Source organism: Candidatus Thiodictyon syntrophicum (assembly GCF_002813775.1).
GTDB lineage: Bacteria > Pseudomonadota > Gammaproteobacteria > Chromatiales > Chromatiaceae > Thiodictyon > Thiodictyon syntrophicum.
Map to the genome: position 1 here is coordinate 4,568,964 of NZ_CP020370.1, position 20,258 is coordinate 4,589,221.

Here is a 20,258-nt window from a genome sequence, read left to right on the forward strand (position 1 = left end):
AAGACCTCGCTATGCGTCATTCATTGCCGCAGGGTGCCTTGTGCGCGGCCCTGCTGACCCCCTTGCTCGCCCCGGACGCGGTGGCGGCGAGCACGCCGGAAATCGCCGAACTGCGCGCCACGCTGAACCAGATGAAGAACCAGTACGAGCGGCGCATCTCCGACCTGGAGTCACGCCTCGCGCGCGCCGAACGCGCGGCCAGCCGAACCGCGGACGGGGCTGTCTCCGGCACCGCGCCCGCCGCCTCCCGGCCCATGACCGCACCGAGCGCAGAACCCGTCGCAGCGTCCCCGGCCTCGACCAGCGGCCGGGTCTTGGGCGGCGGGGTCCTGGGCGCCCTGTCCTCGGGCAGCGCCTTCAACCCCCAGCTCGCCGTGATCCTGGACGGCAACTACTATCATGACGGGATCGGCGGGGCGGGCTCGGCCCTGGTGGGCGCGGCTTACCAGCCGTCTCAATTGGCCCCCCACACCCACACGGAGGAGGCCGTCGGCGCACACGAGGCCCACAGCCACGGGGCGGCGGAGAACGGTTTCAACTTCCGCGAGGCCGAGTTGTCCTTCACCGCCACGGTGGATCCCTATTTCGACGCGGCACTCTTTCTCGCCATCGACGGGGAGGGGACGGTCGAGTTGGAGGAGGGCTGGCTGCAAACCCGCGCCCTGCCGTACGGGTTGCGGATGAAGGCCGGCAAGTTCCTGAGCGACTTCGGCTATATCAATAAACAACATCCCCACCAGTGGGACTTCGTCGACCAGAACCTGCCCTATCTCAACCTGCTCGGCGCCCATGGGCTCCAGGACACCGGCGTGCAGTTGACCTGGTTGGCGCCACTGCCGTTCTACACCCTGCTCGGGGCTGAACTGGCCCAGGGCGACCAGGAGCGTTTCGGCGCCGTGGCGGATGCGGACCAGCGGGCGCTGTTGGCGGAGAACGCGGGCTATCTGGGCGAGGAGAACGAGGGACCGCGCCTGTGGACCGCCTTCGCCAAGGTCGCCCCGGACCTGCCGGAGCGGCACGCCCTGCAATTGGGTGCCTCCTATGCACGCAACAATCAACATCAGGAGGTCCAGGGCCACACCCACGCGGCCCCCGCGGCGGACGGGCAGGAGCACGCAGGCGACGCCCATGACCATGAGGCGATCGTCCATTACAACGGCCTCGCGGGATACGCCGACATCTGGGGCCTCGACCTCGTCTACAAATACGACGGCACCGGCGCCGAGGGTCATCGGGACTTCAAGTTCCAGACCGAATACCTGCGCTCCGCCAAGGACCTGTCGATCCGCTCCAGTCCCCACCCGGAGGCGCTGGGGGCGTCCCGTACCTTCACCAGCGACGGGCTCTATGCGCAGGCGGTCTACGGCTTTGCGCCCAAGTGGACCGCGGGTCTGCGCTACGACATCTTCGGGATGACCAACCAGGTCAGTGGCGGCGCGACCGACCAGGACTTCGGCTCATCGGACCGCTGGACCCTGGATATCACCTGGAATCTCTCGGAGTTCTCGCGCCTGCGCGCCCAGTATGCGAAGAACAATATCCTGGTGGAGCCGGGCGAGCGCGAGCGCTTCGACGCCTTCTATCTTCAGTTCCTGGTCAGCATGGGGAGCCACGGGGCTCACACCTTCTAGGCGACCCGGCAGCACATGAGGCAACAACACATGATCAGACGTTTTTGCGCAGCCCTGGGCGGGCTGCTGACCCTGGCCGCGGTCGCCGCCGCGCCCCCCGCGGCGGCCCTGGAGATCGTCGCCACCGCCCCGAGCCTGGGCGCACTGGCGCGCGAGATCGCCGGTCCCGGCGCCCGGGTAACCGTCCTGGCCGGGCCGCAGCAGGACCTGCATCGGCTCCAGGCCAAACCCAGCATGATGCGCCGACTGCGTGACGCGGACCTGGTCGTCGCCATCGGGGCGGAGTTGGAGATGGGTTGGCTGCCGGTCGCCATCGCCGGTGCCGCCAACCCCCGCATCCAGCCCGGCCAGCCGGGTTATTTCGAGGCCGCCGCCCAGGTGGACCTGTTGGATCGGGGCGGGTCCGCGGATCGCGCCCAGGGCGACGTACACCCGGTGGGCAATCCGCATCTCGACCTGGACCCGGTGCGGATGGCGGCGGTCGGCCAGGCCCTGGCCGGGCGTCTGGCCCAACTCGACCCGGCCGGTGCGGCCGACTATCGGGCCCGGGCGCAGGCCTTCGCGGACCAGGTGGACGCCCGGACGGCCACCTGGCAGGCGCAGTTGGCCGGGGCGCCCGGGGCCCTGCTCTATCACCGCGACGCCATCTATCTCCTGGAGCGCTTCGGCGTGCCCCTGCTCGGCACCATCGAGCCGGTGCCGGGGGTGCCGCCGACCGGTCGGCAGTTGAGCGCGCTGAAGGCGGCGCTGACGGGCCGGCGGGGCGTCATCCTCTACGCCCCCTACCAGTCGCCCCAGGCACCCCAGGCACTGGCGCGGGACCTGGGCTGGCCGGTCGTCCAACTGCCGCTGGAACCGCCGCTGGAGGCGGACGGCAAGGGCTACCTGGACCATCTCGGGCGCTGGGTCGCGGCGCTCGCGAGTGCCCGGTGAGCCGCGATCCGGCGGCCCCGCCCCGGGTCCTGCTGCGCCTGGAGGACCTGGTGGCGGGCTACGCGGCCCCGGTGGTGGGGCCGGTCTCGTGCCGCCTCCAGGCGGGTGAGGTCGTGGGTCTGTGGGGCGCCAACGGCAGCGGCAAGTCCACCCTGCTCAATGCCGTCGCGGGAGCCGCCCGGGTCTTCTCCGGGCGGATCGAGCGCGCACCGGGTCTGACCCTCGACTACCAGGAGCAACGCCCGGTGCGCCTGCCCATCATGCCGCTGACCGGACGCGACCTGTTGCGGTGCGCCGGGGTGACGGTCGACCGGCGGCCACCCGGATCACTGGGCGAGCACCTGAACCGACGGCTCGACCGGCTGAGCGGCGGACAGTACCAACTGCTGAGCGTCTGGGCGGCGCTCGCCGGGACGGCGGACCTGGTGCTGCTGGACGAACCCACCAACAATCTGGACCCGGCGCACGAGCGTCTGCTCGCGCAGGTCTTGACCGAACCGCGGGCGGAGGGGGGCGAGCGGCGCGCGGTCCTGCTGGTCAGCCACGAGCGGGCCTTTCTGGAGGATGCCTGCACGCGGGTTCTGGAGGTCGCCCCAGGCCGTCCCGCCGAACAGGTGTGCAGTCCACGCGGGTGTTGCGCATGAATTGGGAGATCTTCGCCGACCCGTTGTTCCGGCTGCCCTTTGTGGCCGGACTCCTGATTGCCGGGGTGCTGCCGGTCCTGGGCGCGCTCCTGATGTTGCGCGATGAATGGCTGGCGGCCCTCGGACTGGCGCATCTCGCCGCCGCCGGGGCCCTGCTGGGGCTCGCGCTCGGTGCGCCGGCCGTGCTCGGTGCGAGCCTGGGGGCCTTGGGCGGCGGCGCCGTGAAGTCCATCGGCGGGGCGCGCGGGAACACCGCCTACGGCTTCATGGTCCTGATCGGCTGGTCGGCGCTGCTGCTGGCGGCGGCCAACACCTCAGCGGGGGATGCACTGGGACAGGCGGTGATGGACGGTCAGCTCTATTTTGCCGGTCGGACTGAACTGGCCGCCGCCGTGGTGCTGGTCGGGCTGGCGGTGCCCGCCCTGCACCGGCTGATGCCGCAGTTGCTGCGCGCCCGCTTCTTCCCGCGCCACGCGACCGCTAACCGGCTGCCGGCCTGGCGTTGGCACCTGGCGTTCGATCTCCTGGCGGCCCTCGGCGTGGCGGTCGGGACCGCGACCCTGGGCTTGCTGGGCACCTTTGCCCTGATCCTGGTGCCCGCCTGGGCCGCCTTTCAGGTCGCAACCGGATGGGCCTGGACGCTCTGGCTCGCCGGCTTGCTCGGCGTCCTGGCGTATCTTGCCGCCTTCGTGCTCGCCCTGGGGCTCGATCAGCCGTTCGGTCCGCTGCTGGCGGCCCTGTGCCTGGCCTGCGGCGGCCTGATCGGCGCGCTACGCCAGTCGGGCTCCGGCCACGGCGCCGACCCTTGATGGGTTCCATCACTGCCCCTGATCTCATCCGACCAACCACCCACGGAGACTGCCATGACCTTGATCCAATGCTACCGTTCTCTGAATGCGCCGCTGCTGCTCGTCGCCCTGACCGCCCCCGCGGTCGGGCTGGCACCGAACCACGCGGTTGGTGCCGCCGACCTCGCCAACATGGAAGCCGAGCACTTGGTCTGGGCGGAAGAACACGCCCGCTGGGGTGCGGAGAATGCCGACGCCGAGACCGGGCACAGTGCCGCCGAAGCGGCGGCCTACAAGCTGCTATGGCTGATCAGCCGGCACCGCAGTGAGATCGCCGCGGCGGCCACCGAAATGCGCGCGCACGGTGAAGCGATCACCGCCCATGAGAAGGCGCTCGCTGCCGACACCGACAGGGTCGCGCTCGACGCGCAACATGCCCAGATGGCGGCCAAGCATGCCGTACAGGCCGCAGCCCATGCCCAAGAAGCCGACCTGCACGGCAAGATTGCGGCCATTGTCCGCCAGATCGAGGCATTACCGCCGACAGCGCCGGGCCAGTCGAGCGCCGACGACGCGGCAATTCACCCTGCCGGGTCCCCGCCGACCGGCCAGTGAGGGCACCGACGCCCGGCCCGCGGCGGACCGTCTTCCTTGGCGAACTTGGCGCCTTGGCGTGATCATTCCCTTTCTTCTTTGTGTCTTTGTGCCTTTGTGAGAGAACTCTTCTGCTTCCTGGTGCCTTGGTGTGAAGGCACCGCATGGGGCACGCCTGGAGTCCAAGGCTTCAGCCTTGGCGTCACCCATCCAAGGCTGAAGCCTTGGACTCCAGTATCCCCCGCGCCGATTGCGCGCGAACTGGAGGTCGAGGCTTCAGCCGGACGGGGGCGCCGCAGGCCCCTGGGGATTGCTCCCTCGTTCCCACGCTCCGCGTGGGAATGCAGTCCGGGACGCTCTGCGTCTCGTAGCCTTGCGTATTGGCCGGTCGCTATTCGGGACGCAGAGCGTCCGCAGAGGCATTCCCACGCGGAGCGTGGGAACGAGGGCTGACTCCCGCGTAGGGGCCGCGGAGCCAGATGGAGAAAGCAGTTCTCACGCCAAGGCGCCAAGCTCGCCAAGGTCTCAGACCCGCCTGTTAAACCCTGTGCTGTCGGGGCGGCGGCGCGGGTCGATACATGTTAGCCTCGCCAAGGATTCCCAAACCGCGGAGCGCCAACCATGGCCACTATGAACATCTCTCTGCCGGAAGACTTGCGCGACTTCGTGAATCGAAAGGTCGCCGTGCAGCGCTACTCCAGCACGAGCGAGTATCTCGGCGAGCTCATTCGGCGGGAGCGCGATATCGAAATGCTGCGTGAGAAGTTGCTGGCCGGGCGCGACTCCGGACCAGCGGAACCGATTGACGACGCCTGGCTTGCCGGCTTGCGGGCGCGAGCCGTCGGCGAGATCGCCGAATGACCGGCAAGCCCCTGGTTCTCCGACCGCTCGCACAAGCCGACATCGACGCGGTCTTTGCGTACTGCCGTGCCGAAGGCGGACCAAGCCTGGCCAGACAGCTTGCCGACCAACTCGAAGATGCGCTGCGTACCCTCGCCACCCATCCAGCCATCGGCTCTCGCCGCTACGCGGATCTGCTGGGTATCCCTGGCCTGCGCAGTTGGCCGATCAAGAAATCGCCGTACCTGATCTTCTATGTCGATGACGCCGGACAGATCGACATCTGGCGCGTCTTGCATGGTCGGCGAGACATCTCAGCACTGCTGGGCGAGGACGACCCTGGAGCAGGCGACCCCGACGGGGCATAGCTGTTGAGATAACCGACGTTAATCGCGGGGGCACCGTGGGCAGACCACAATTTTCCGGCAACGCCCGCGCGGCGAAAACCGCTGGGTTTTCCAAGGTGTTCCCCGTTTCCGCCAGAACCGCGGTCTGTCCAAGGTTTCCTCCATCAGCCAGCAAGAGCGACTCGAGCCTGGCCCCTTTACCTTTTATCAGCCGGAAAAACAATTCACGCAGGATGGGGTCAAATCTTGACTTGTGCCTGAGTCAAGACCTAACCCCATCCTCCAAGCCCTAGAAATCGCTAGAAAAACCAAAATTCCAGGACTTGCGCTGGCAGGTCGTGTTGCGCTTGCGGCGGCGGCGCGCCCTCGACCGTGCGCCACAGCGCGGGGGCTTGCGCCTGGAGCGTCGCGTCGTCCTCGATCGCCAAAGGCGCCAAGGCCGCCACGTAAGGGTTGTCGGGCTCGCGCGCCAGCCACTCGGGCAGGACCTGCTCCAGCGACACGCCGAAGGGCGTCGATCCGGGCGCCCCGATCCAACTCGGACAGCCCGGCCGGTCGCGCTCGCGCAGTCGCTGGTCCGCACAGCGGACCCTACGGTCGCGGGACCCTAGGGTCCGCTGTGCGGACCACAGACCTTGCAGTTGGCTGATTGGTTGGATTTCCAATCAAGGCCACCTGCGCAAGTGCAGGTAGCCCTTCAGTGCGATTGGGTCCTGTCGAATCCGGTCAGCGGGTGTTCGACGACGACCGGGGACTCGCCCGAGAACAGCGACACCAGACAATGCACCCGCTCGACCGGACCGACCTCGGGGGGCATGCCGGCGAACCAGCTCCGCCACGGCCCGCTCCAGGGCGCAGAGCTTTTCGTGGCTGTCCAGCACCTTGAGCGGCTTGACGGTGACGTGACCCTTGAGCGCATTGGCACGCTGGGTCAGGGTCTTGCGGCGGGCTTGTCGGTCTTGGTCCAGGCGTGCCGGTCAATCGCGCGCAGCGACGGACTGCGCGTCGCGCCGGGCCCGGTCTGAGTCCGGTTTGCGTCGCTGCGACTCACCCCGCCGCAGGCCGAGGTAATAGCCGAGCAGACCCGCCCCCAGGGCCGCCTGCAGGGCGAATAACAGACTTTCGATCTCACCGCTCGGCGGCTCCCACAGGGGACTGAACCAGGGCTGGTAGTCCGGATTCGCCGCGGTGATCGCCGCCTGCGCCTGGGCATCGGCCCCGGCGAAGGGCTCGGCGAGCCCCCGGGGCAGCGGCAGGATCAGGGGCAGGACGGCGAGCACCAGGACCGCCGCCACTAACCACAGGTTGATGCGTCTCATCGCACCACCCCCGGGGCAAAGGCCAGTTCGTCGAGGTCGTCACGGCTGTACTGGATCAGCAGGTTGACCACCAGCACCGTGAGCAGCCCTTCGATGACGGCCAGCGGGACCTGGGTCAGGGCGAAGATGCCCCCGAACTTGGTAAGCGCGCCCAGGAAGCCGCTGACCGGATCAGGGAAGGCCAGCGCGAGTTGGGTGGCCGTGACCAGATAGGTCGCGAGATCGGCCAGGCCGGCGGCCAGGAAAACCGCCAGACTCAGCGGTCCGCCCAGGGTGCGGGCGAGCCGGTACACCCCATAGGCGACCCAGGGGCCGACGATGGCCATGGAGAAGATGTTGGCGCCCAGGGTGGTCAGGCCGCCATGGGCCAGCAGCAGGGCCTGGAACAGCAGCACGATGGCGCCCAGCACCGCCATCACCGCGGGGCCGAAGAGGATGGCCCCGAGCCCGGTGCCGGTGGGGTGGGAACAGCTCCCGGTCACCGACGGGATCTTGAGCGCGGACAGGACGAAGGCGAAGGCCCCGGCGCTCGCGAGCAGCAGCTTGGCCCGCGGGTGTTCCCGGGTCACCCGGACGACGCTACGCGCGCCCATGACCAGAAACGGCAGGGACGCAAGGCCCCAGGCGGCGGCGTGAAGCGGGGGTAGGAACCCCTCCATGATATGCATTACAACGATCTCCCCACGACGAGGGGCGGATCATTCTGGGGAGAGACCACGGGACGGGCAGGTCGGCCGAGGGCCGGCCCCGGCAGTTCCAGGCAAGCGGAGCACTTGCGTCTCGCCACCGGAACACCCCGCCCGGATTGACTGATCGACACGCGACACCGGCAGGTCTCCTGGCTTGCAGGTCGGCATCGACACCCACCTTCCCGGCCCCGGCAGGCGGCCAGTGGTGATCTCGGGTGCGACTCGCTGCGTACAGTTGCGGGGGCAGCCATGGCTTTGAACCATGTTCCCTTTTCATCCCCCGGGGCCTGGCCGCGGGGGAACCGGTGTCGTTCGCCGGCCACTGTAGGACCTTTTCGCCGGGTGGTCAAATCGGCTTCCGGTCTTACCGATGGCGTTAAATTGAGCCCGATAGGCTCCTGCGCGCAAGCGGGGGAACGCGGGCGGTCGAGAGTCCGCTGTCGGGCCTGGGCGTCGGCGGCAGGTTCAGATCCTGGAGCGTCGTGCGGCGCTACGCCGCAGCGCCACGTGGCAATGCCTAACTGCCGGTATCGTTGCCCGCGACCAGCGCGATCAGAAAGCCGCCGCTCAGGATGCCGGCGATGATGCCGGTAATGGTCAGTGCGTCGAAGCACATGGTTTCGGTCTCCGGATAAGGCCGCTGCGACAGTGTAAGCAACAAATCAAACACCAACGCAATCGTTGTCGGTGTCGTTGTCGTTGTCGTTGTCGTAAAGGCGATACCCTAATTGGCACGCGAAAGAGTCCGGGGCACCACGATAACTTCGATTACGACACCGACAACGACAACGACGCCAAAAGCCATTCTCTAATGGACTTGTCTGACTTCCTAGTGGATTGCACCACCGGGGGCGATCAGCTCTTGCAGGTGTTGAGGCCGAACAGGGTATAGGCCGGGCACCAGCCGATCAGGGCGGTCGCCAGGGGGACGATGCCGATCCAGCCCCAGACACCCAAGTGTCCGGTGAGGGTCAGGGCGATCAGGGCAATCCCGACGATGGCACGCACCGCGCGATCGATGGTTCCGGCGTTCTTGGCAAAGTTCATGAGTCAGGGCTCCAACTGGGTTGTCGTTCGGTTTCCCAAGCGTCTTGGGGTCAGCCGTCAATGTAGCAGGACAGGGATGAGACCTCAGTGACTTGGTCACAGGGGATCGAAGGCGATTCGCTCCAGACCGCGGCGGTCGAGGATCTCGATGGTGGAGCGCCCGAGCCTGACCAGTCCCGCGGTCTCCAGGCGCTTTAAGTGGCGCGACACCACCTCGCGGGCGGTGCCCAATTCCACCGCGATCTCCTGATGGGTCGCCGCCAGCGGCGACCCCGGTGCCTCGCCAAGCCGCAGCAACAGGAAATCGATCAGCCGCCGGTCGATCGGCCGGAAGGCGAGTTCCTCCATGCGCGCGATCACCTGGGCAATGCGCCCCCCCAGGTTGGCGAACACGAAGCGGCGGAAGGCCGGCGCCTCCTCCAAGGCACGGTCGAAAACCGCCTTGCCGAAACTCAAGACCCTCACCGGGGACTCGGTGAAGGCCTCGGCGGGATAGTCGTCCCCGGAGAGGATGCAGCAGGTGGTCAGGACGCAGGCGTGACCGGGCAGCACCCGGTAGAGCAGTGCCTCGCGCCCGCCTTCGCCGATGAGCTGCACGCGAATACTCCCCGCCAGCACCAGGACATAGTTGGGGCAGGGCGAACCGGCGTGGAAGACCGGCTGGTCCGGCGGCAACTCCAGGGTGTGGGCCGCCGCGGCCAGGGCCCGGGTCGCCGGGTCGCCCGTCGCCAGGCTCGGGAACAGGCCGGGCCAGGTCGTTTCCTGCATATCAGCGTTCCCGCGGATAGGGCCAGGCCGCGACACCGCCTTCCATCACCTTGACATTGCGCCAGCCATACCCTTGCAGGATGGCCGCGCATTCATAGCCGCGCAGCGAGATCGCACAATAGACGATGATCTCGCGATCCTTGTCCGGCGGCAGTTCATTGAGACGGGCGCGCAGGGCGCCCTGCGGGATCAGGGTCTCGCCGATGCCGAGCCGCTGCTCCTCGAACTCGCGGGGGGTGCGGGTGTCGAGGATGAAGCAGTCGGCGCCGGCGTCGACGCGCGCTTTGACCTCGGTGACGGAGATACCCTTCATGCGCCCGAGTAGCTTGTTTTCCATGACGTGGGCGCAGACGATGACGTGATCGAGCGCCAGCGAGTAGGGTGGCGCATAGGGCAGGTCCGCGTTGGCCAGATCAGCGATGGTCAACTGACCCCGGATCGCCATCGCCATCGTCGCGACCCGCTTGCTGACATCCCCGGGACCGATACACTGAAAGCCCAGGACCCGGCCGGTCTTGCGGTCAGCGACCATCTTACTGACCAGCAGCTTGCCGTTCATATAGCCTGGGATATCCAGCCCGGCCACGGTCACTGTCTCGATGTCGGTCATCCCCGCGGCACGCGCCTGCTCCGCACTCAGTCCGGTGAAGCCGACCGTGTAATCGAAGATCTTGCAGATGCCGGTGTGGGTAACCCCGGGAAATTTCGCGCTGCCCTCCGTGATCAGATTCTCGCCGATGACCCGCCCCTGAAGGTTGGCCAGATCGCCATAGGGCGCACGCACCTTCGCGCCCGAGATGAGCGAGGTGCATTCCACACAATCGCCGCCGGCATAGATGTCCGGATCGGAGGTCTGCATGAACTCATTGACTGCGATCCCGCCCAGGGCGCCGATCGTGAGACCCGCCGCCGCGGCGAGCGTTGCGTTCGGTCTGACGCCGACCGCCACCACCGCCAGTTCGCACGGCAGTTCGGTACCGTTGTCGAGCTTGACCCCGGTGAGTTTTCCATCCTCGCCGAGGAAGGCGGCGACCCCATTGCCCTTGATGATGTCGGCACCGTGGGTGCGGACATAATTGGCGACCAGCTTGGACAACTCGGCGTCGAGGAAGGGGAGTATCGCGGCCGTCTTTTCGATCACCGTCGTCTGGATGCCGGCCAGATGCAGGGCCTCGCAGACCTCGAAACCGATCAGCCCGCCGCCCACGACGACGGCGTTGCGGACCTGCTTGGCATCGCGCACCGCACGCAACGCATCGGCATCCTCCAGCGAATGCAGGCTCAGAATACCCTCGAGATCCGCGCCCGGTACGCTCGGATAGAGCGTGGTGGCGCCGGTGGCGATGACCAGCTTGTCATAAGGCAGGGTGCGGGTAGCGCCGCTCGGCAGGTGCTTGCAGGTGACGGTCTTGGCCGCCCGGTCGATCGACAGGGCCTCGGTCAGTACCAGCGCCTCGATGCGCTTGGCCTTCTCGAAGAAGCCGGAGTCCCGCACGATCCCGGCCGGGGTGCAGATCAGCAGATTGCGGTCATCGAAGACCCCGCCGGCATAATAGGGGTAGCCGCAGGAGGCCATGGACAGATCGGCCTCCTTCTGGATGATGGTGATGGCCGCGTGTTCATCCAGGCGGCGGGCCTTGGCCGCCGCCTTGGGGCCGGCCGCGGAGCCGCCGATGACAACGATTCTGATCGGTTGCGACGACATACTGGAAACCCTCAGTTTAGGAAGGATGCACAAAAGGGACTGTCTGGAGCACCGTTTTCGTTGTCGTTGTCGTAATCGAGGTTATCGTAGCGCCCCCGGATTCTCTCGCACCCCGCAGTGCGTCGCTTCTTCGATTACGATTACGATTACGACAACGACAACGACAACGATCGCGTCTAGCCTGGTCTTAGCTCGCTATTTAAGGCTTTGGTCAAGGCCGGTGAAGCTCAGGAGTGTGCGTGCTCATGCCCGTGGCCGTGCGCCACGCTCTCGTCGCAGGGCGCGGCGGACGTCAGCGCCCCGCCCAGGTATTTCTCCAGCGATTGGCGCACCGTGCCGCTCGCGCCGGTGGCGGCCTTGATCCCCGCCTGGGCAAAGAACTCGATGGCCCGCCCGCCCATGCCGCCGCTCAACATCACCTCGGCATGTTGCTGCTTGATGAAGTCGGGAATCTCCCCGGGCTGGTGGTTTTCGGCAAAGGGATTGGCAATGGTCTGCGCCGCGCGCACCGCCCCGTTGTCCACCTCTACCAAGACAAAGAAGGGGGCATGACCGAAGTGCTGCGCGACCTGGCTGTCGAGACCCTGATCGGTTTCAGCGGTAATAGCGATTTTCATTTCAGACGTCCTGATTGATGGGTGTTTCGAAGTTCATGAGGGCCGCGCTGATCCGCTCCCACACGGCGGCAATGGCAACTGCGGCCGGGGCGGCGGGGCGAAAGGCGGTGACCGCCTCGCCCGCCACCATGGCGTCGGCGACCGTAAGATCGAACGGGATAGTGCCGACGGTCGCGATATCGCTCACGCGACACTGCGCCGCAATGGCGTCCACCCCCGCGGGATAGAGGTCGGCCTTATTGATGCAAACCAGCGCCCGCACGCCGAAATGCCGAACCGTCTCGAGGGTGCGGATCAGGTCGTGGATGCCGGCGACCGTCGGCTCGGTCACGATCAGCGCCAGGTCGGCACCGGAGACCGCCGAGATGACCGGACAACCGATACCGGGCGGTCCGTCCACCAGGAGCAGCAGCCGGTGCTCGTCCAAGGCACGCTGGCGGGCATGCTGTTTGACCAGGGCAACGAGCTTGCCGGAGTTCTCCTGTCCCGGAAACAGGTCGGCATGGTAGAGGGGGCCATAGCGGCAATCCGACACGAAGAAGTTGCCGACCACCTGGTCGTGCATGGCAATGCCCCCGGTAGGGCACTGATAGACACAGGCCGCGCAGCCGTCACAGGCAATGGGGTCCACCACGTAGTACCCATCGCGCTCGATAATCGCGTCGAACCGGCAGACGGACTCACACTCGCCGCAGAATGCACAGCGATCCTGGTCGATCTCGGCCACCTGGCCGCCGCGAAATTCCTGCTGTTCCAGAATCCGCGGCTTCAGGACCAACTCCAGATTGGCGGCGTCCACATCCGCATCGGCCAGCACCACCCGGTCGGCGAAGGGCCCCAGGGATGCCAGGTGGGCAAAGGCGGCCGTGACACTGGTCTTGCCGGTACCGCCCTTGCCACTCAAGATGACGAGCTGCTTCATGCGTTCACCCGATTGATAATAGCCTCCAACAGGTCCCGGAATCCGGGGCGGAACTGCGGTTCGGCAGCGACCAGTGTGGTGCCGCGGGCGATGGCCTCGGCAATACGCCGCTGCATCGGGATCCGCAGCAGAATCGGCAGGTCGTGCGCGGCGCACCAGGCGGCGACGGCCTCGTCACCGATCCCGTCGCGGTTGATCACGACCCCCGCGGGCAGACCCAGGTCATGCGCAATGGCGGCCACCTGCTTCAGGTCGTGCAGGCCAAAGGGTGTCGGTTCAGTGACGAGCAGGACAAAATCCGCCCCGCGTAGGGTCTCCACCACCGGGCAGGAGGCCCCGGGTGGGGCATCGCGGATTTCGATGTCCCGGGCCTGGGCGCCGCGAGCGGTGGGTGGGGGCGCGGGGCACCAGTTCTTCAGTTCGCGCAGGATCGGCACGGCCATCGGTTGTCCGACGTTCATCACCCCTTGGGCAAAGGCGATGCCCTGCGCCGTCGCGCCGCTGTCGATCACGCCCAACACGGCGAGCCGCTCGCTGATTGCCTGTTCCGGGCAGACCAGGGTGCAACTGCCGCAGCCGTGACAGAGTTCGGGAAAGACCAGCGTCTTGCCGCCAACAACGGCGATGGCGTGGAATTGGCAGACCTCGGCGCAGGTGCCGCAATAGGTGCAGGTCTGGGCGTCCACTTGCGGCACCAGAATGCCGACCTCACGATGGCTGTCCAGGACCGGGTGCAGAAATAGGGCGGCGTTGGGTGCTTCCACATCGCAATCGCGAAAGCACACGGCGTCCTGCTCCGCGGCCACCAGCGCCAGGCTGGTGGCCACGGTGGTCTTGCCGGTGCCGCCCTTGCCGCTGGCGACGACGATACGCATTGGCACTAGCCCCCGTGATGACCGTTGTGGCTGGGGGCACCGGCCTGAGTCAGGCCGCCGGCCTGGAACAGGGCCAGGATGTCGGCGGCACTGCGGGCCTCATTGCCCGCCGCGAGCAACATCGCGATCCCGGCGGCGGACAGGGTGTCGAAGGCATTGGGTCCATAGGCCCCGCTGACGACCGACTGGGCGCCGAGCCTGGCGACGAGTTGCGCCGCCTGTACCCCGGCCCCGCCGGTCGCGGACAGGGCCGGGTTGGCATGGGCCGTCCAGGCGCCGGTGTCCGTATCGACCACGCAAAAGGCAGCGGCACGGCCGAAGCGGGCGTCGAAGGGTGAATCAAGGGTCGTACCGGAACAGGAAATGGCGAGCTTCATAATGGATGATGTCCGTAAGTGATGAATCGAGCTGCGCGGGGCGGTCCGGTCAGGACCGCCCCGCGGCGTCTCTACTCCTTGTGGAGTGCGTTGAAGCGTGCCGTCAGCCCCTGGATGGCCGCCTGCAGGCTGGTGATCTGGTCACCGATCCAGGACTGATTCTGGCCGGCGTCGGCGCCTGGGACCAGCCCCGGCGCACCGCCGCCCAGTCCGCGCCGACGACCGCCGAAGCCGCGACCGCCGGGGCGGCCGGCGCCGCCCTGCCCCGCGCAACGTCCGGCACCGCGTCCGGCACCGCGTCCGGAACCGCTTCCGGCATTTGTACCTTGTCCAGTGGGTCCGGTACCGTCTTTATATGGCATGATCTTTACCTCTCGGAGGTTGTATCAATCGCTGTGGGTGACGGTGTCATAAGCCGTCTCCAGCGTTTCGATTTGCCTGCGCCGCTGCCGCAATGATTGCATCCAGTCGGCCAGGTGGGCCTCGCCCAGCGCCGTAATGGTGTACACCCGCCGCTTGGGGCCAAGACTGTTCTCGTCCCAGGCGCTGCTCACCAATTGCGCCGCTTCCAGGTCACGCAGCACCCGATAGAGGATGCTGATGTCCATCTGCCCGGCCTCGAAGCCGAACTCCTGCAGGCCGCTCATCAAGCTGTAGCCGTACCCCGGCTCGCGGTGCAACAGCACCAACAGGCAGGATTGCAGGAAGAACATCTTGCGGTGTCCGCCGCCGCGGCCCTGCCGCAGTCCAGGTCCACCAGGCATGGCGTTTACTCGTGATCTTTAGCGTGTCTCTAGTATATGCATCTATAGACATAAAGTCAACAGCCTCCAGCGTCGCGGCTTTTTGTGCGGTTCCACCACAGCCGCTGGGGGGAGGAGTCCGTCGCGGAGGCGGGCACCCCCGCAAGGGCTCGCCAGGCGCGCGCCCTCCCGACGCGTCGAATCCTGAGCGGTAGTCTAGGTCGTGCGCTGGCGCCGAGTCGTTGCGAATTGCGGGTCGGTACCCAGGGATCGGGCGAATCTTTCTGCATTCGGTAGCAGGGATGCTTGGTTGGCTTCGCGCGCCGTGAGAGAGTCGAGCCGTGATGTTTGTCAATGCCCCTCACCCATCGATTTCATATCCTTCAGGCCGACCCATTCAAGGGCCACCACCTCCGTCGCAATGCACGAAATGGGCGGACGGACGGATCAAGGTAGCCCATGCCAGCACCAGGAGACCCGAAGATGACCACCGAGACCAACCTAGCCCCTGTGATGCCGCGCCTCAACGAACCTGCTCCGGCCTTTGACGCCCCCACGACCCATGGCCGCAAGACCCTGGAAGACTATCTGGGAAAGTGGTTGGTGCTGTTCTCCCATCCGGCGGATTTCACCCCAGTCTGCACTACAGAGTTCATGGGCTTTGCCCGTCGGCACGCCGACTTTCAGGCGATCAACTGCGACCTGCTGGGTTTGTCGATCGACAGTCACTACAGTCACATCGCCTGGGTGCGCAACATTAAAGAAAAGTTCGACGTGGAGATCGGCTTCCCGATCATCGCCGATCTCTCCATGCAGGTCGCCAAGTCCTACGGGATGATCCAGCCCGGCGCCAGCGATACCTCCGCGGTACGCGCGACCTTCGTGATCGACCCTAATGGGATCTTGCGGGCGATGCTCTATTATCCGATGAGCAACGGCCGGTCGATCGATGAAATCCTGCGTCTGGTCAGGGCCATGCAGACCTCGGATACCAACAAGGTGGCCACCCCGGAGAATTGGCAGCCGGGCGACAAGGTGATAGTCCCGCCGCCCGGCAGCGTCGCGGACGCCAATGCGCGGGTCGCCGCCGGCGACTACGAGTGCGTGGACTGGTATTTCTGCAAGAAGTCGCTCTAACCCCTTGATCTCTGGCCCGCTTGAAGCCCCGGCCCGTTTGGTCGGGGCTTGCCCGTTGAACGCTCGTCGGCGTCAGTGTCAGCCGGCGGTTCTCAGGAAAGACTGGTGGAGACGGCGAATGGACGCTCCCTGGCCGGGCAGTGTTCACCGAGGAACCCCAGCAGGTCACCCACATGTCGCTCGATCTGCTCTACCGAGTGATGCCCGGCGTCGGTGATTTCCAGCAGCCGGGCGTCGGGGGCACCACAATTGGCCAGGATCAGGTACGCATCCGCGACAGTCACCGTCTGGTCGGCCGTGCCATGCACCAGCAGCAGCGGGCAGGTGACTGAGCGTACCGTGTTCATCGGTGCAATCGCCGCGAAGCGGTATCCGATGATCCACTCGACATAGCGGCTGACCAGGCGGATGAACAGGCGCGGGACGTGCAGCGGGCGCAGATAGCCCGCGGTCACCCGGGCCGGGTCCGCGAACGCGGCGATACTGATGACCGCCGCAATATCCGCATTGCGTGAGGCCTCCAACAGGGCGGCACCCGCACCGACCGAATGCCCAAGGACCGCGACGCGAGCGGCCAGGTGCGGGTGCTGCTGTTTAAGCCACGCGATGGCCATACCGAGGTCCTCGGCGAAGCGGGGCAGCGATGAAAAGCTGTCCCCATCGCTGCGGCCATGACTGCGGGCATCACAGAGCAACAGGTTGAAGCCGGCGCGTCGCAGCGGGGCGGCGAGCGGCAGCATCATCTCGGCGTTGCTGCCCCAACCGTGCAACACCACAATCGTGCAGGTGGCCTGCGGTGCCGACAGCAGCCAGCCGAACAGGTGACGGCCGCGTACCGTCGGGATGCGCAGTTCCTCGAAGGCAAGGCCATAGTCCGCCGGTGATCCGGTTTCCCGGATGCGGGGCGCACGAAACCCAAAGTGTACGCCCGCTGGAATCGCGGCAACGATCATGACGATAAGAATACTGAAGATTGTTAGCATATATTAAAACGGCTAGCTATAGAAACCAGAATCGGCTATCCTGTCAAGCCGAATCGCCCCACTTCACTGAGTATGGAGATTGTGTATGAAATCCATTAACGCTCGTTGCGCCCTTGGAATCTTCGCCCTTGCCCTGTCCGGCGCGGCGGTCGCCGCTGAGATCAAACCCGCGGACCAGATCCAGATCCGTCAGGCCGGTTACAGCTTCATGAGCTGGAATATGGGCAAGATCAAGGCCAACCTGGACGGGACCTTCGATGCCAAACAGGTCACCGCGGCCGCCAACACGATTGCCGCCATTGCGAACTCCGGCATGGGCGCGCTCTTTGGTCCGGGGACTGACAAGGATATCGGCGACGTGCATACCAATGTCAAGCCTGAGTTTTTCCAGAACATGCCGGAGGTCGGCAAGCTGGCCGGCAACTTCGTCGCCGCGGCCGACAATCTCGCCAAGGTCGCTGCGACCGGCGACGCGGCCGCGGTAGGAACCGCCTTTGGTGATGTAGGTAAGAGTTGCAAGGCGTGCCACGATAAGTTCCGCGCCAAGAATTGACGTTAATCCTTAGAGTGGCCCGGCGCGCCGCCCATCCGGGCGGCGCTTCCATACGACAACGATCGCGTTTGACTCGTTACTGTATCACCAGGTGGGCACCGGCACTGGCACCGGGGACGGCAAGAGTCCACCACCGGCAATCCACATCGCCAGAAGCGCCGCCGCCAGCGCCGTGACCAGTGCCACCCACCCGCCCCCCGTGGCACCGCGCGCGCCCGGCGCAGTGACCTGCTTCATCCCGTTCAGCATGGGTGTGATCAGATCATCTTTGTGGACATACGTATGAAACAGCACTGCCGCGACATGCAGTGTGATCAGGGTCCCGATGAGCCAGATCGCCTGGCGGTGCAGGCCGGTCAACCAGTCGCTCGTGCGCCTGGTGACCAGGTCCTGAAGCGGACCGTTGAACGCGATATCATCGTTGGCAAACAGACCGCTCAAGGTCTGGAGCAACAAGACGCCGAGCAGCACCAGGACCGACAGTGCGCCGAGCGGATTGTGACCAAGCCCCTGCCAACCCCCGCGCAGATAGGTCAGCAGCGTCGTGGGGCCGGGCACGAACTGAATGAAGCGCGCATAGGTCGAGCCGACCACTCCCCAGACCAGCCGGAACGTCAGCAGGCCGAGGATCAGGAGCCCCAGGCGACCGTGCCAAACCATCGCGTTCCCGCCCGTCAGTCCAGTCAGAAAGGCGCCGCCGACCAGGACCGCCAGCAGCCAGTGAAACAGGCGGGTCGGCAAGTCCCACAACCGAATAGAGTGTTGCTGCATCGTGTTGTCCCGGAAAGAGCGCTCATCCACAGATGAACACAGATGGACACAGATTATTCATTGGCTTACGCTTGGTCGGGGGCTCACTTTGCGGGTGATTGCGACAGTAGCGATAAGCGCATGACAATTTGAGGAAAATCTGTGTTCATCTGTGGATTTCTTGGTTATTCGTCAAAGCCTATGACTTGTCACGAAGGGACCCGGCGAGGGCGCAAAGCGACCTGCCGGCTCGTGGTGCCGCGGGCAGATCACCCGGCGCGCAAATGCCCCGCGCCAAACCGCGAGCGCGGTCCGCACGAGTCAGGAACGCGATGATCCCGGTCAGCATGGTCAGCAGGCCGAATCCCAGATAGCCGATGGTCAGGCCCGTCATCCCCGTCACCATGACGAAAAAGGAGATGGGGAAGTTCTTGAGCCGCGAACTGCTAACGATGGGTCGGTCGTAGGGGCCTCCCGGGTGCGCCGCTCACGGCATCGTGCCGTGTGCGGCGAGCAGTAAAATGCTCAACCCGACGGCGGCGGCGAGCACCGGCAACCAAGGCCAAAGGTGTCTGCGATGGCGGGGGGTGGGGTGGGGCTGGTGTAGGGCCACGGGGGGGCAGTGCATAAATGATCTCCGGTGGGGACAGACCGCCGCGGCCGTGCCGGACGCCGATCTGGGGCCGCGGGGGGGAGCGGCGTTGGATTGCCGAGAGTCTACGGTGTCGCCGCGAGCGGGGCATTGACAAAAGTCGCAGTCGAGTTCTCGGATATTTTCCAGGGCCGATGTGCGGCACGGACGCCGCCTCAAGCCACCCCGACGACGGGGCGCCTGCATTCTATAAGTCAATCACTTGCGCGTGGTATCAGGGATATAGCGCCGCACTGCCATTAAGTTGAGCCGCAACGGCGACTGGGAGCGCCGCACCCCAGTGCGGCGCGGCCTCTGCTCAACCCACGTCGGCGGGATTACCTGCGAGATCGCGCCGCACTGGGGTGCGGCGCTCCCAGGCCGGGCCGGACTGGAGTTGAGGCTTAACTTAACGGCAGCGATGCAGCGCCAGGGTACCCGCGACGCCCGGCCCGCTCTGTGCGTTAGCGTACCGACAAGGGGCCGAGCGGCGGCTAAACTAGGCGGTATCGGGCCTCGTGCCCCCACCGGTGGCTGCCATGACCGACACCCCCTGCCCGCAACAGAACCACCTGCTCGCGGCCCTGCCGGCCGAGGCGCGGGAGCGCATCGCCCCCTATCTGGAACTGGCGCAACTGCCGCTGGGCAAGGTGTTGTATGAATCGGGCGACACCTTGCGCCACGTCTATTTTCCCACCGACGCGATCGTCTCCCTGCTCTATGTGATGGCCAACGGGGCCTCGGCCGAGATCGCGGTCGTGGGTAACGAGGGGCTCGTCGGCGTGGCCATGTTCATGGGGGGTGAGAGCACCACCAGCCGCGCCATCGTGCAGAGCGCCGGCACCGCCTACCGCCTGCTGGGCAAGCGTTTCAAGGACGAGGTCAACCGCCACAGTGAACTGCTGCACCTGATGCTGCACTACACCCAGGCACTGATCACCCAGATGGCCCAGACCGCCGTCTGCAATCGCCACCACTCGATCGATCAGCAGTTGTGCCGCTGGCTCCTGCTGTCGCTGGACCGCCTGTCGGGGAATCACCTGGACATGACCCAGGAATTGATCGCCAATATGCTCGGGGTGCGCCGCGAGGGGGTCACCGACGCCGCCGGACGGTTGCAGCAGCTCGGCGTCATCGCCTACAGCCGTGGGCATATCAGGGTCTTGGACCGACCCCAGTTGGAGCAACTCAGTTGCGAGTGCTACGCCGTCGTCAAGAAGGAGACGGATCGCCTGCTGCCCTATTTGCCGCCGCGGCGACCCTGCTGAGGGCCGCGGGGTCGCCTCAGGAACGGTTCGCTGACAGGTTAAACGAGTCCATTCGGGAATTCTTGTCGCGTCGTTGTCGTTGTCGTAATCGCAGTTA

At 66.1% G+C, this 20,258-nt stretch carries 24 protein-coding genes and 1 riboswitch; of the genes, 10 read left to right on the forward strand and 14 right to left on the reverse strand.

The genetic code is table 11. The annotated features are described in order from the left end of the window. The first annotated feature begins 11 nt into the window (after positions 1-11). The 7 genes from THSYN_RS19190 to THSYN_RS19225 all read left to right on the forward strand — a co-directional run bounded on the left by THSYN_RS19190 (position 12) and on the right by THSYN_RS19225 (position 5,798). A complete protein-coding gene (locus tag THSYN_RS19190) occupies positions 12-1,631 on the forward strand; it encodes a TonB-dependent receptor (protein ID WP_100920535.1) in 1,620 nt (539 codons plus the stop codon). 30 nt (positions 1,632-1,661) lie between these two features. Next, positions 1,662-2,564: a metal ABC transporter substrate-binding protein gene (locus THSYN_RS19195; protein ID WP_100920536.1), complete on the forward strand. Its 903-nt coding sequence runs from the start codon at positions 1,662-1,664 to the stop codon at positions 2,562-2,564. Beyond that, positions 2,561-3,208, forward strand: a complete 648-nt coding sequence (locus THSYN_RS19200) for an ATP-binding cassette domain-containing protein (protein ID WP_100920537.1) — start codon at positions 2,561-2,563, stop codon at positions 3,206-3,208. The genes THSYN_RS19195 and THSYN_RS19200 overlap by 4 nt, the downstream gene beginning before the upstream one ends. Beyond that, positions 3,205-4,017 (forward strand): metal ABC transporter permease, encoded by an 813-nt coding sequence (locus THSYN_RS19205; RefSeq protein WP_100922498.1) that lies wholly within the window; start codon positions 3,205-3,207, stop codon positions 4,015-4,017. Before THSYN_RS19200 ends, THSYN_RS19205 begins: the two co-directional genes overlap by 4 nt. 54 nt (positions 4,018-4,071) lie before the next feature. Next, positions 4,072-4,611: a hypothetical protein gene (locus THSYN_RS19210; RefSeq protein ID WP_100920538.1), complete on the forward strand. Its 540-nt coding sequence runs from the start codon at positions 4,072-4,074 to the stop codon at positions 4,609-4,611. 600 nt (positions 4,612-5,211) lie between these two features. Next, entirely contained in the window at positions 5,212-5,451 is a 240-nt protein-coding gene (locus THSYN_RS19220) for a ribbon-helix-helix domain-containing protein (RefSeq protein WP_100920539.1), read from the forward strand. Then, positions 5,448-5,798 carry a type II toxin-antitoxin system RelE/ParE family toxin gene (locus THSYN_RS19225; RefSeq protein WP_100920540.1) on the forward strand — a complete coding sequence of 117 codons (351 nt, stop codon included), beginning with the start codon at positions 5,448-5,450 and terminating at the stop codon, positions 5,796-5,798. Before THSYN_RS19220 ends, THSYN_RS19225 begins: the two co-directional genes overlap by 4 nt. A 278-nt stretch (positions 5,799-6,076) precedes the next feature. Here THSYN_RS19225 and THSYN_RS34135 read toward each other — a convergent pair whose 3' ends face one another. From THSYN_RS34135 to THSYN_RS19290, 12 genes are all read right to left on the reverse strand, one after another. Further along, the gene (locus THSYN_RS34135) at positions 6,077-6,442 is read right to left on the reverse strand and encodes a hypothetical protein (RefSeq protein ID WP_157817790.1); all 366 of its coding nucleotides are present in this window, start codon (positions 6,440-6,442) and stop codon (positions 6,077-6,079) included. Positions 6,443-6,754: 312 nt separating this feature from the next. Next, positions 6,755-7,096, reverse strand: a complete 342-nt coding sequence (locus tag THSYN_RS19240) for an energy-coupling factor ABC transporter substrate-binding protein (protein ID WP_100920543.1) — start codon at positions 7,094-7,096, stop codon at positions 6,755-6,757. Next, positions 7,093-7,764 carry an energy-coupling factor ABC transporter permease gene (locus THSYN_RS19245; protein WP_100920544.1) on the reverse strand — a complete coding sequence of 224 codons (672 nt, stop codon included), beginning with the start codon at positions 7,762-7,764 and terminating at the stop codon, positions 7,093-7,095. The genes THSYN_RS19240 and THSYN_RS19245 overlap by 4 nt, the downstream gene beginning before the upstream one ends. Positions 7,765-7,907: 143 nt before the next feature. Beyond that, positions 7,908-8,107: riboswitch (cobalamin riboswitch) on the reverse strand. A 533-nt stretch (positions 8,108-8,640) separates the two neighbouring features. Next, entirely contained in the window at positions 8,641-8,832 is a 192-nt protein-coding gene (locus THSYN_RS19250) for a YgaP family membrane protein (RefSeq protein ID WP_100920545.1), read from the reverse strand. 96 nt (positions 8,833-8,928) lie between these two features. After that, a complete protein-coding gene (locus THSYN_RS19255; protein WP_100920546.1) occupies positions 8,929-9,600 on the reverse strand; it encodes a Crp/Fnr family transcriptional regulator in 672 nt (223 codons plus the stop codon). Position 9,601: 1 nt separating this feature from the next. Beyond that, positions 9,602-11,305: an FAD-dependent oxidoreductase gene (locus THSYN_RS19260; protein ID WP_100920547.1), complete on the reverse strand. Its 1,704-nt coding sequence runs from the start codon at positions 11,303-11,305 to the stop codon at positions 9,602-9,604. A 227-nt stretch (positions 11,306-11,532) separates the two neighbouring features. Then, positions 11,533-11,922, reverse strand: coding sequence for a NifB/NifX family molybdenum-iron cluster-binding protein (locus tag THSYN_RS19265; RefSeq protein ID WP_100920548.1), 390 nt, complete (start codon positions 11,920-11,922; stop codon positions 11,533-11,535). Between the two features lies 1 nt (position 11,923). After that, entirely contained in the window at positions 11,924-12,844 is a 921-nt protein-coding gene (locus THSYN_RS19270; protein ID WP_100920549.1) for an ATP-binding protein, read from the reverse strand. After that, positions 12,841-13,719 (reverse strand): ATP-binding protein, encoded by an 879-nt coding sequence (locus THSYN_RS19275; protein WP_100920550.1) that lies wholly within the window; start codon positions 13,717-13,719, stop codon positions 12,841-12,843. The genes THSYN_RS19270 and THSYN_RS19275 overlap by 4 nt, the downstream gene beginning before the upstream one ends. A gap of 5 nt (positions 13,720-13,724) precedes the next feature. Beyond that, positions 13,725-14,096 carry a NifB/NifX family molybdenum-iron cluster-binding protein gene (locus THSYN_RS19280; RefSeq protein ID WP_100920551.1) on the reverse strand — a complete coding sequence of 124 codons (372 nt, stop codon included), beginning with the start codon at positions 14,094-14,096 and terminating at the stop codon, positions 13,725-13,727. Between the two features lie 71 nt (positions 14,097-14,167). Continuing rightward, entirely contained in the window at positions 14,168-14,458 is a 291-nt protein-coding gene (locus THSYN_RS19285; protein ID WP_100920552.1) for a DUF5320 family protein, read from the reverse strand. A 24-nt stretch (positions 14,459-14,482) separates the two neighbouring features. Then, positions 14,483-14,860 carry a PadR family transcriptional regulator gene (locus THSYN_RS19290; RefSeq protein WP_100920553.1) on the reverse strand — a complete coding sequence of 126 codons (378 nt, stop codon included), beginning with the start codon at positions 14,858-14,860 and terminating at the stop codon, positions 14,483-14,485. Positions 14,861-15,322: 462 nt separating this feature from the next. On the opposite strand from THSYN_RS19290, the gene THSYN_RS19295 reads away from it, so the two are divergent. Continuing rightward, entirely contained in the window at positions 15,323-15,976 is a 654-nt protein-coding gene (locus THSYN_RS19295) for a peroxiredoxin (RefSeq protein ID WP_100920554.1), read from the forward strand. A 92-nt stretch (positions 15,977-16,068) separates the two neighbouring features. Here the strand turns inward: THSYN_RS19295 and THSYN_RS19300 are convergent, their stop codons facing one another. After that, entirely contained in the window at positions 16,069-16,959 is an 891-nt protein-coding gene (locus THSYN_RS19300) for an alpha/beta hydrolase (RefSeq protein WP_100920555.1), read from the reverse strand. An 85-nt stretch (positions 16,960-17,044) separates the two neighbouring features. On the opposite strand from THSYN_RS19300, the gene THSYN_RS19305 reads away from it, so the two are divergent. Next, complete coding sequence (locus THSYN_RS19305; RefSeq protein ID WP_100920556.1) at positions 17,045-17,512, forward strand: c-type cytochrome; 468 nt, start codon at positions 17,045-17,047, stop codon at positions 17,510-17,512. Positions 17,513-17,596: 84 nt separating this feature from the next. Here the strand turns inward: THSYN_RS19305 and THSYN_RS19310 are convergent, their stop codons facing one another. Then, entirely contained in the window at positions 17,597-18,283 is a 687-nt protein-coding gene (locus tag THSYN_RS19310; RefSeq protein WP_100920557.1) for a cytochrome b/b6 domain-containing protein, read from the reverse strand. Between the two features lie 1,149 nt (positions 18,284-19,432). Here THSYN_RS19310 and THSYN_RS19320 point away from each other — a divergent pair. Further along, on the forward strand, positions 19,433-20,161 hold the full coding sequence (locus THSYN_RS19320) for a Crp/Fnr family transcriptional regulator (RefSeq protein ID WP_100920559.1): 729 nt from the start codon (positions 19,433-19,435) through the stop codon (positions 20,159-20,161). The last annotated feature ends 97 nt before the right edge of the window (positions 20,162-20,258 follow it).

What these genes read in the sequence shown, in the direction of transcription:
- THSYN_RS19190 (WP_100920535.1), top strand. Translation starts at nt 12, where the DNA reads ATGCGTCATTCATTGCCGCAGGGTGCCTTGTGCGCGGCCCTGCTGACC.
- THSYN_RS19195 (WP_100920536.1), top strand. Translation starts at nt 1,662, where the DNA reads ATGATCAGACGTTTTTGCGCAGCCCTGGGCGGGCTGCTGACCCTGGCC.
- THSYN_RS19205 (WP_100922498.1), top strand. Translation starts at nt 3,205, where the DNA reads ATGAATTGGGAGATCTTCGCCGACCCGTTGTTCCGGCTGCCCTTTGTG.
- THSYN_RS19210 (WP_100920538.1), top strand. Translation starts at nt 4,072, where the DNA reads ATGACCTTGATCCAATGCTACCGTTCTCTGAATGCGCCGCTGCTGCTC.
- THSYN_RS19220 (WP_100920539.1), top strand. Translation starts at nt 5,212, where the DNA reads ATGGCCACTATGAACATCTCTCTGCCGGAAGACTTGCGCGACTTCGTG.
- THSYN_RS19225 (WP_100920540.1), top strand. Translation starts at nt 5,448, where the DNA reads ATGACCGGCAAGCCCCTGGTTCTCCGACCGCTCGCACAAGCCGACATC.
- THSYN_RS19240 (WP_100920543.1), bottom strand. Translation starts at nt 7,096, where the DNA reads ATGAGACGCATCAACCTGTGGTTAGTGGCGGCGGTCCTGGTGCTCGCC.
- THSYN_RS19245 (WP_100920544.1), bottom strand. Translation starts at nt 7,764, where the DNA reads ATGCATATCATGGAGGGGTTCCTACCCCCGCTTCACGCCGCCGCCTGG.
- THSYN_RS19250 (WP_100920545.1), bottom strand. Translation starts at nt 8,832, where the DNA reads ATGAACTTTGCCAAGAACGCCGGAACCATCGATCGCGCGGTGCGTGCC.
- THSYN_RS19255 (WP_100920546.1), bottom strand. Translation starts at nt 9,600, where the DNA reads ATGCAGGAAACGACCTGGCCCGGCCTGTTCCCGAGCCTGGCGACGGGC.
- THSYN_RS19260 (WP_100920547.1), bottom strand. Translation starts at nt 11,305, where the DNA reads ATGTCGTCGCAACCGATCAGAATCGTTGTCATCGGCGGCTCCGCGGCC.
- THSYN_RS19265 (WP_100920548.1), bottom strand. Translation starts at nt 11,922, where the DNA reads ATGAAAATCGCTATTACCGCTGAAACCGATCAGGGTCTCGACAGCCAG.
- THSYN_RS19270 (WP_100920549.1), bottom strand. Translation starts at nt 12,844, where the DNA reads ATGAAGCAGCTCGTCATCTTGAGTGGCAAGGGCGGTACCGGCAAGACC.
- THSYN_RS19275 (WP_100920550.1), bottom strand. Translation starts at nt 13,719, where the DNA reads ATGCGTATCGTCGTCGCCAGCGGCAAGGGCGGCACCGGCAAGACCACC.
- THSYN_RS19280 (WP_100920551.1), bottom strand. Translation starts at nt 14,096, where the DNA reads ATGAAGCTCGCCATTTCCTGTTCCGGTACGACCCTTGATTCACCCTTC.
- THSYN_RS19285 (WP_100920552.1), bottom strand. Translation starts at nt 14,458, where the DNA reads ATGCCATATAAAGACGGTACCGGACCCACTGGACAAGGTACAAATGCC.
- THSYN_RS19290 (WP_100920553.1), bottom strand. Translation starts at nt 14,860, where the DNA reads ATGCCTGGTGGACCTGGACTGCGGCAGGGCCGCGGCGGCGGACACCGC.
- THSYN_RS19295 (WP_100920554.1), top strand. Translation starts at nt 15,323, where the DNA reads ATGACCACCGAGACCAACCTAGCCCCTGTGATGCCGCGCCTCAACGAA.
- THSYN_RS19300 (WP_100920555.1), bottom strand. Translation starts at nt 16,959, where the DNA reads ATGCTAACAATCTTCAGTATTCTTATCGTCATGATCGTTGCCGCGATT.
- THSYN_RS19305 (WP_100920556.1), top strand. Translation starts at nt 17,045, where the DNA reads ATGAAATCCATTAACGCTCGTTGCGCCCTTGGAATCTTCGCCCTTGCC.
- THSYN_RS19310 (WP_100920557.1), bottom strand. Translation starts at nt 18,283, where the DNA reads ATGCAGCAACACTCTATTCGGTTGTGGGACTTGCCGACCCGCCTGTTT.
- THSYN_RS19320 (WP_100920559.1), top strand. Translation starts at nt 19,433, where the DNA reads ATGACCGACACCCCCTGCCCGCAACAGAACCACCTGCTCGCGGCCCTG.